This window comes from Streptomyces erythrochromogenes, from assembly GCF_040684695.1.
Taxonomy (GTDB): Bacteria; Actinomycetota; Actinomycetes; order Streptomycetales; family Streptomycetaceae; genus Streptomyces; species Streptomyces erythrochromogenes_C.
The window spans coordinates 140,806-147,684 of sequence record NZ_JBFBGM010000021.1; the positions used below are offsets into that span (position 1 = coordinate 140,806).

Consider the following 6,879-nt stretch of genomic DNA (forward strand, 5'->3'; position numbering starts at 1 on the left):
GAAATCGCCCCTCGGACCTGCGTGGACGTCCGCTCGACCGGTCCGACCCGGATCCGGGCGACAATGGAACGTACGGGCCGCCGGGCAACCGGGGGGACGGCTGGTCCGTTCGGGGTCCTCACGTGGCACGATGGCAGCGACCAGCGCCCCCGCCGCAGCAGGTGGATGTGAAGGAGCGACGATGAACGACTCTCCGGGCTGGGCTACGCCCGGATCCTCTCCGTCCGACGGCGATCGGCAGGGCACCCCCGCCGACCGGCCGGGCGACGACGGCGGCGCGCAGCAGCCCGCACGGCCCGCCGGCGACCCCAAGTGGTCCGCCGAGCAGCCGCCCCCCGGCCAGTGGTCCAGCCCCGGCACGACCGCTCCCGCCGACTCCCCGCAGCCCCCGGCACCGCCGGCCGGCGGCTGGGGAACGCCGCCCGGCACCCCGTACGGCGGCCCGCCCGCCTACCCGGGCGGCCCCGGCCAGTGGAGCCAGCCCCCCGCCGCCGCCAAGCCCGGAGTGATCCCGCTGCGCCCGCTGGGCCTCGGCGAGATCCTCGACGGCTCGGTCGCCACCATGCGCACCCACTGGCGCTCCGTCGTGCCCATCACCCTGGTCGTGGCCACGGTCATCCAGGTGATCAGCGTCCTCGTGCAGAAGTTCATGCTGAACGACCTGCCGCTGAGCTCGGCCGAGGACATGACCGCCGAAGAGGCGATCGACACCCTCGGCAGCTCCCTCGCCGTATCGGTGGTCAACCAGTTCATCCAGGTCCTCGGGACGATCGTGGTCACCGCGATGCTCACGATGATCTTCAGCCGGGCCATCCTGGGCCAGCACTCCTCGGTCTCCACCGCCTGGCGCGAGGCCCGCCCCCAGCTGCTCCGCCTGATCGGCCTGACCCTGCTGCTGGCCTTCGGCATCATCCTGCTCGGCTCCGTACTGGTCCTGCCCGGCGCCCTCGCGGGCAACATCGGCCTGGCCGTCGTCGGCTTCGTCGCCTGGCTGCCGCTCATCATCTGGCTCGGGATCAAGTTCAGCCTGGCCTCTCCCGCCCTCATGCTGGAGAAGAGCACCGTCATCAAGGCCTTCGCGCGCTCCTCGAAGCTCGTCGGCGGCTCCTGGTGGCGCATCTTCGGCATCACGCTGCTCACCAGCCTGATCGCCTTCATGGTCGCGCTGATGGTCGTGGCGCCGTTCCAGCTGTTCGGCGTCTTCGCCCTCGGCGGCGGCATGGACGCCCTGGAGGACGGCAGCGCCCAGACCGCGTGGGGGCCGCTGATCTTCTCCGGCATCGGCCTGATCATCGCCCAGACGATCATCATGCCCATCCAGTCCGGCGTCACCGTCCTCCTCTACGTCGACCAGCGCATCCGCCGCGAAGGACTCGACCTGGAGCTCGCCCGGGCGGCCGGCATCGAGAACTACGGCACGACCGGAGGCTGACCCACCGATGATGAGCACGGGGGGCCTCATCACCCGCACCGCGGCACTCCTGCCGACCGCGGAGACACCACCGGTGACGACACCGCGCGCGCCCGCCCAGGAGGCGGCGGAGCGGGAACTGTCCAAGCCGATGTACCACGAGAACGACCCGGGCCTGGTGGACCGCGCCCTGCGCGCCTTCTTCGACTGGCTCGACGACCTGTTCGGCGCCGCCTCCGGGGCGACCCCCGGAGGCGCCGCGGGCCTGGTCGCCATCGTCCTCCTGGTCGTCCTCGCCGGCGCCGCCCTGTGGTGGCGCCTGGGCGCCCCCCGCCGCGCGGCCGCCGCCGCGGGCACCCTCTTCGACGACGGCGTCCGCAGCGCGGCCGACCACCGCACCGCCGCCGAGGCCCACGCCGCCGCCGGCCGCTGGAGCGAAGCCGTACAGGAACGCATGCGCGCCGTGGTCCGCTCCCTGGAGGAGCGCACCCTGCTGGACCCGCGCCCGGGCCGCACCGCAGACGAGGCGGCCGCCGAGGCCGCGCTCTCCCTGCCCGACCACGCCGCCGACCTCCGCGCCGCCGCCCGCACCTTCGACGACATCACCTACGGCGGCCGCACCGCCGACGCCGACGCCTACGCCCGCCTGCGCACCCTCGACCTCACCCTGGACCGCGCCAAGCCGCTCCTGACGGGACCCACCGCATGACCGGCCCCACCCCGGCCCCCGCCGAAGCCACTGCCCCCGGCCGAGCCCCCGGCACGGGACCGGGCACGGGACCGGCCACGGGGCCCCGCGCAACCATCCGCCGGGCCACACGCAAGGCCCGCCTGACCGTCGCCGTCCTCGCCGTCGTCGCCGCCGGCGCCGTCCTCCTCGCCGTCCTGAACTCCGGCACCCGCCACGGCCACCTCGACCCCCGCTCCGCCGACCCCACCGGCAGCCGCGCCGTCGCCGAGCTCCTCAAAGAGCGCGGCGTCACAACCCGCGTCGTCACCACCGCCCGCGAGGCCGCCGACGCGACCGGCCCCCGCACCACCCTCCTCGTCACCCGACCGGACCTGCTCGGCGCCACCCAGCGCAGCGCCATCCGCTCGGCCATCGACCTCTCCGGCGGCCGCACCGTCCTCCTCGCCCCCGGCGACGCCGGCCTCTCCGACCTGTCCCCCGGGGTCCGCACCGAGGGCGACGCCACCACCGACGACCTCGACCCGCGCTGCGCCCTGCCCGCCGCCACCTCGGCCGGCCGCGCCGGCACGGGCGGCGGACTCCGCTACACCACCTCCGTCCCCGGAGCCACCGCCTGCTACCCCAGCGGCGGCCACCCCACCCTCCTCGTCCTCCCCACCGGCACCACCGGCGGCGACACGGTCCTCCTCGGCTCCGAGACGATCCTCCTCAACGAGAGCCTCGCCGAGGAGGGCAACGCCTCCCTCGCCCTCCAGCTCCTCGGCTCCCGCCCGGACCTCGTCTGGTACCTGCCGTCCCTCGCGGACTCCGACCCGTCCGCAGGCTCCGGGGACGAGGACAAGAGCCTCTTCGAACTGGTCCCGGCCGGCTGGTCCTGGGCCCTGCTCCAGCTCTTCCTCGCCGCCGTCCTCGCCGCCCTGTGGCGCGCCCGCCGGCTGGGCCCCCTCGTCACCGAGAGGCTGCCCGTCGTCATCCGCGCCTCCGAGACCACCGAGGGCCGCGCCCGCCTCTACCGCAAGGCCGGGGCCCGCGACCGCGCCGCCACCGTGCTGCGCGCCGCCACCCGCGAACGCCTGGCCGCACTGGTCGGCGTACCGCCCACCCGGGCCCACGAACCGGCCGCACTCGTCCCGGCCGTCTCCGCCCGCCTGACCGGCGGCCCCGGGGACGTGACCGCCCTCCTCTTCGGCCCCACCCCCTCCGACGACGCGGCGCTCGTCGCGCTCGCCGACCACCTCGACGCCCTCGAAAGAGAGGTCCGCACGTCATGACGTACCCGGCCACCGAGTCCACGGCCGCGACCGCGGACAGCGCCCGCGCTTCCCTCGAAGCGCTCCGCACCGAGATCGCCAAGGCCGTGGTCGGTCAGGACTCCGCCGTCACCGGCCTCGTCGTCGCGCTGCTGTGCCGCGGCCACGTCCTCCTCGAAGGCGTCCCGGGCGTCGCCAAGACCCTCCTCGTGCGCGCGCTGGCGGCGTCCCTGGAACTCGACACCAAGCGCGTCCAGTTCACCCCGGACCTGATGCCCAGCGACGTCACCGGCTCGCTCGTCTACGACGCCCGCACCGCCCAGTTCTCCTTCCAGGACGGCCCCGTCTTCACCAACCTCCTCCTCGCGGACGAGATCAACCGGACCCCGCCCAAGACGCAGTCCTCGCTCCTGGAGGCGATGGAGGAACGCCAGGTCACCGTCGACGGCACCCCCCGGGCGCTCCCCGAGCCGTTCCTCGTCGCCGCCACCATGAACCCGGTCGAGTACGAGGGCACGTACCCCCTGCCCGAGGCCCAGCTGGACCGCTTCCTCCTCAAGCTCACCGTGCCCCTCCCCTCCCGCGAGGACGAGATCGGCGTCCTGACCCGCCACGCCGCCGGGTTCGACCCCCGCGACCTGAAGGCCGCCGGCCTCCGCCCGGTCGCCGACGCGGCCGGGCTCGCAGCGGCCCGCGACGCGGTCGCCCGGGTCTCGGTCTCCCCCGAGATCGCCGGCTACGTCGTCGACATCTGCCGCGCCACCCGCGAATCGCCCTCGCTCGTCCTCGGCGTCTCCCCGCGCGGCGCGACCGCCCTGCTGGCCACCTCCCGCGCCTGGGCCTGGCTCACCGGCCGCGACTACGTCACCCCCGACGACGTCAAGGCGCTGTCCCTCCCGACGCTGCGCCACCGCGTGCAGCTGCGCCCGGAGGCGGAGATGGAGGGCGTCAACGCCGACGCCGTCATCACGGCGATCCTCGCCCACGTCCCCGTCCCGCGCTGATGGCCCTCACCGGACGCGCCGCCCTGCTGGCGGCCCTCGGCAGCATCCCGGTCGGCGTGCTGGAGCCGAGCTGGGCGGGCATGCTCGCGGTCAACGTCCCGATCGCGCTGGCCTGCGCGGTCGACTACGCCCTGGCCGCACCGGTACGCAGCCTGGTACTGGCCCGCTCCGGCGACACCTCCATCCGCCTGGGCGAACCGGCCGAGGTCCACCTCACCGTCACCAACCCCGGCACCCGCAAACTCCGGGCCCGCGTCCGCGACGCGTGGCCCCCGAGCAGCTGGGTCCCGGGCACGGAGACGGCGGCGTCCCGCCACGAGGTGGTCGTCCCGGCGGGCGAACGCCGCCGCCTGACCACCCGCCTGCGCCCGACCCGGCGCGGCGACCGGCACGCCAACCGCGTCACGATCCGCTCGTTCGGCCCGCTGGGCCTGTGGGCCCGGCAGGGTTCCCGGGCGGTGCCGTGGACGGTCCGCGTCCTGCCGCCGTTCACCAGCCGCAAGCACCTCCCGTCCCGGCTGGCCCGGCTGCGCGAACTGGACGGCCGCACCAGCCTCCTGACCCGCGGCGAGGGCACCGAGTTCGACAGCCTGCGCGACTACGTCCCCGGGGACGACACCCGTTCCATCGACTGGCGCGCCACGGCCCGCCGGCCCAAGGTGGCCGTCCGCACCTGGCGCCCCGAACGCGACCGGCACATCCTGATCTGCCTCGACACCGGCCGCACCTCGGCCGGCCGCGTCGGCGACTCCCCCCGCCTGGACTCCTCCATGGACGCGGCCCTCCTCCTCGCTGCCCTGGCCACCCGCGCCGGCGACCGGGTGGACCTCCTCGCCCACGACCGCCGCCCCCGCGCCCAGGTCCAGGGACGTGCGGCGGCCGACGTGCTCCCCTCCTTCGTGAACGCGATGGCCACCCTCGAACCGGAACTCGTCGAGACGGACTCCCGCACCCTGGTGTCGACCATCCTCCGCAATGCCCCGCGCAGGTCCCTGGTGGTCCTCCTGACGAGCCTGGACGCCGCCCCGATCGAAGAGGGCCTGCTCCCGCTCCTCCCGCGTCTCACGCAGCGCCACACGGTTCTGCTGGCCTCGGTGGCCGACCCCCACGTCGCGTCGATGGCCGCCTCCCGGGGCAGCGTGGACGCGGTCTACGAGGCCGCGGCCGCCACCCAGACCCGGGCCCAGCGCCACCGCACGGCCGACCAGCTCGCCCGCCACGGCGTCCACGTCGTCGACGCCACCCCCGACACCCTGGCCCCCTCCCTCGCCGACGCCTACCTCTCCCTCAAAGCCGCGGGCCGCCTCTAGGTCCCATCAGACGGTTTCCGCCGTTGGTATCGGTCGGGCGCCCGCGGCGAGGAGCACGGCGATCGTTTCGGGGTGGGGACCCGTCATGGCCCATTCGAGCGGGGAACGGCCCGTGCCGTGGTCCTCGCGGAGATCGGGGTCGGCACCGTGGGCGAGGAGTGCGCGCACCGTGTCAGTGTGGCCCCAGCACGCGGACGCGCACAGCGGTGTGCCTTCGTCACCGCGTCCGCTCTCGGTGTCGGGCAGGGCCCCCGCTGCCAGCAGGCACAGGACGTTGTCGGTGGCTCCGGTCACGGACGCCGCGTAGAGGGGCGTGGTGCCCTCGCTGTCACCGGCCTCCGGGGAGGCCCCGGCCCGCAGTAGTGCGTTGATGCCGGTCCTGTCTCCGAACATGGCCGCCGCGGTGAGGCGGTTGGACAGCTTCTTCTGCCGCCGTCTGTTCACGGTCGCTCGTTCCCTAGTACTGCCAGCGCGGCTGGCTGCCGTCCAGCCGGCAGTGGATCAGGCGCCCGTTTCCCGCGTGGGTGGACCGGCCCAGGTCGGCCTTTCGGCAGAACTGGCCCGCGTTGTAGCAGTTCCCGGCGTTGGAGACGATCTCGCACTCCGCCTTCGCGGGCGGTGCCGACGCCTTCGTCGTCGCCGGCGCCGTCGGCTTGGTCGTCCGTGGGGCGGGCGGCTTCGGATCGGCGGTACGCGTCGCCGCGGGGGCCGCAGGACTCGGCGGGGCCGCGGCCGGAGAGGGCGACGCCGAAGGCGTGGGCGTCGATGACGCGGAGGGAGAAGGAGAGAGGGACGGGGAAGGCTCGGCGGACGTCTGCGACGGCACCACCGAGGTGGCGGCGGGTGGCAGCGACACCGCCGGCCCGTCCCCCTCCGCGGGCCCGCAGGCAACGGTGACGCCTGCCACCAGCAGCCCGACCAGCAGTCTCTTGACCGTCCCCCGCATACGTCTGCCGTCGACTGTGCGCATCCGTGCCCCCACCCTGAGCTGTTTGAAGGAGGCACATCATATGAACACCCGTTCCGCTTCCGCCGGGTTTCCCGCGAACCGGAGCTCCTGAACGGGTCGTGAACGCAGAAAAGCCCCGCACCATGACGGTGCGGGGCTTTCCCACAATGATTGTTCGGCGGCGTCCTACTCTCCCACAGGGTCCCCCCTGCAGTACCATCGGCGCTGAAAGGCTTAGCTTCCGGGTTCGGAATGTAACCGGGC

The 6,879-nt window shown here is 74.4% G+C and carries 7 protein-coding genes and 1 rRNA gene; 5 read left to right on the forward strand and 3 right to left on the reverse strand.

Annotated features, from left to right (window positions below; genetic code table 11):
* The first annotated feature begins 181 nt into the window (after window positions 1–181).
* From AB0O53_RS27405 to AB0O53_RS27425, 5 genes are read left to right on the forward strand one after another with little or no spacing between them, the layout of a single operon-like run.
* Window positions 182–1,432 (forward strand): DUF7847 domain-containing protein, encoded by a 1,251-nt coding sequence (locus AB0O53_RS27405; RefSeq protein ID WP_350999194.1) that lies wholly within the window; start codon window positions 182–184, stop codon window positions 1,430–1,432.
* 7 nt (window positions 1,433–1,439) lie between these two features.
* Window positions 1,440–2,120: a DUF4129 domain-containing protein gene (locus AB0O53_RS27410; protein ID WP_435886677.1), complete on the forward strand. Its 681-nt coding sequence runs from the start codon at window positions 1,440–1,442 to the stop codon at window positions 2,118–2,120.
* On the forward strand, window positions 2,117–3,373 hold the full coding sequence (locus AB0O53_RS27415; protein WP_365198978.1) for a DUF4350 domain-containing protein: 1,257 nt from the start codon (window positions 2,117–2,119) through the stop codon (window positions 3,371–3,373). Before AB0O53_RS27410 ends, AB0O53_RS27415 begins: the two co-directional genes overlap by 4 nt.
* Window positions 3,370–4,356 carry an AAA family ATPase gene (locus AB0O53_RS27420; RefSeq protein WP_365198981.1) on the forward strand — a complete coding sequence of 329 codons (987 nt, stop codon included), beginning with the start codon at window positions 3,370–3,372 and terminating at the stop codon, window positions 4,354–4,356. The genes AB0O53_RS27415 and AB0O53_RS27420 overlap by 4 nt, the downstream gene beginning before the upstream one ends.
* Window positions 4,356–5,666: a DUF58 domain-containing protein gene (locus AB0O53_RS27425; protein WP_365198984.1), complete on the forward strand. Its 1,311-nt coding sequence runs from the start codon at window positions 4,356–4,358 to the stop codon at window positions 5,664–5,666. The genes AB0O53_RS27420 and AB0O53_RS27425 overlap by 1 nt, the downstream gene beginning before the upstream one ends.
* A 6-nt stretch (window positions 5,667–5,672) precedes the next feature.
* Here AB0O53_RS27425 and AB0O53_RS27430 read toward each other — a convergent pair whose 3' ends face one another.
* The 3 genes from AB0O53_RS27430 to rrf form a co-directional block, all read right to left on the reverse strand.
* Window positions 5,673–6,110 (reverse strand): ankyrin repeat domain-containing protein, encoded by a 438-nt coding sequence (locus tag AB0O53_RS27430; RefSeq protein ID WP_350999202.1) that lies wholly within the window; start codon window positions 6,108–6,110, stop codon window positions 5,673–5,675.
* 13 nt (window positions 6,111–6,123) lie between these two features.
* Complete coding sequence (locus tag AB0O53_RS27435; RefSeq protein ID WP_350999205.1) at window positions 6,124–6,636, reverse strand: hypothetical protein; 513 nt, start codon at window positions 6,634–6,636, stop codon at window positions 6,124–6,126.
* A 152-nt stretch (window positions 6,637–6,788) separates the two neighbouring features.
* Window positions 6,789–6,879 (reverse strand): 5S ribosomal RNA (gene rrf / locus AB0O53_RS27440); the annotation flags it as partial.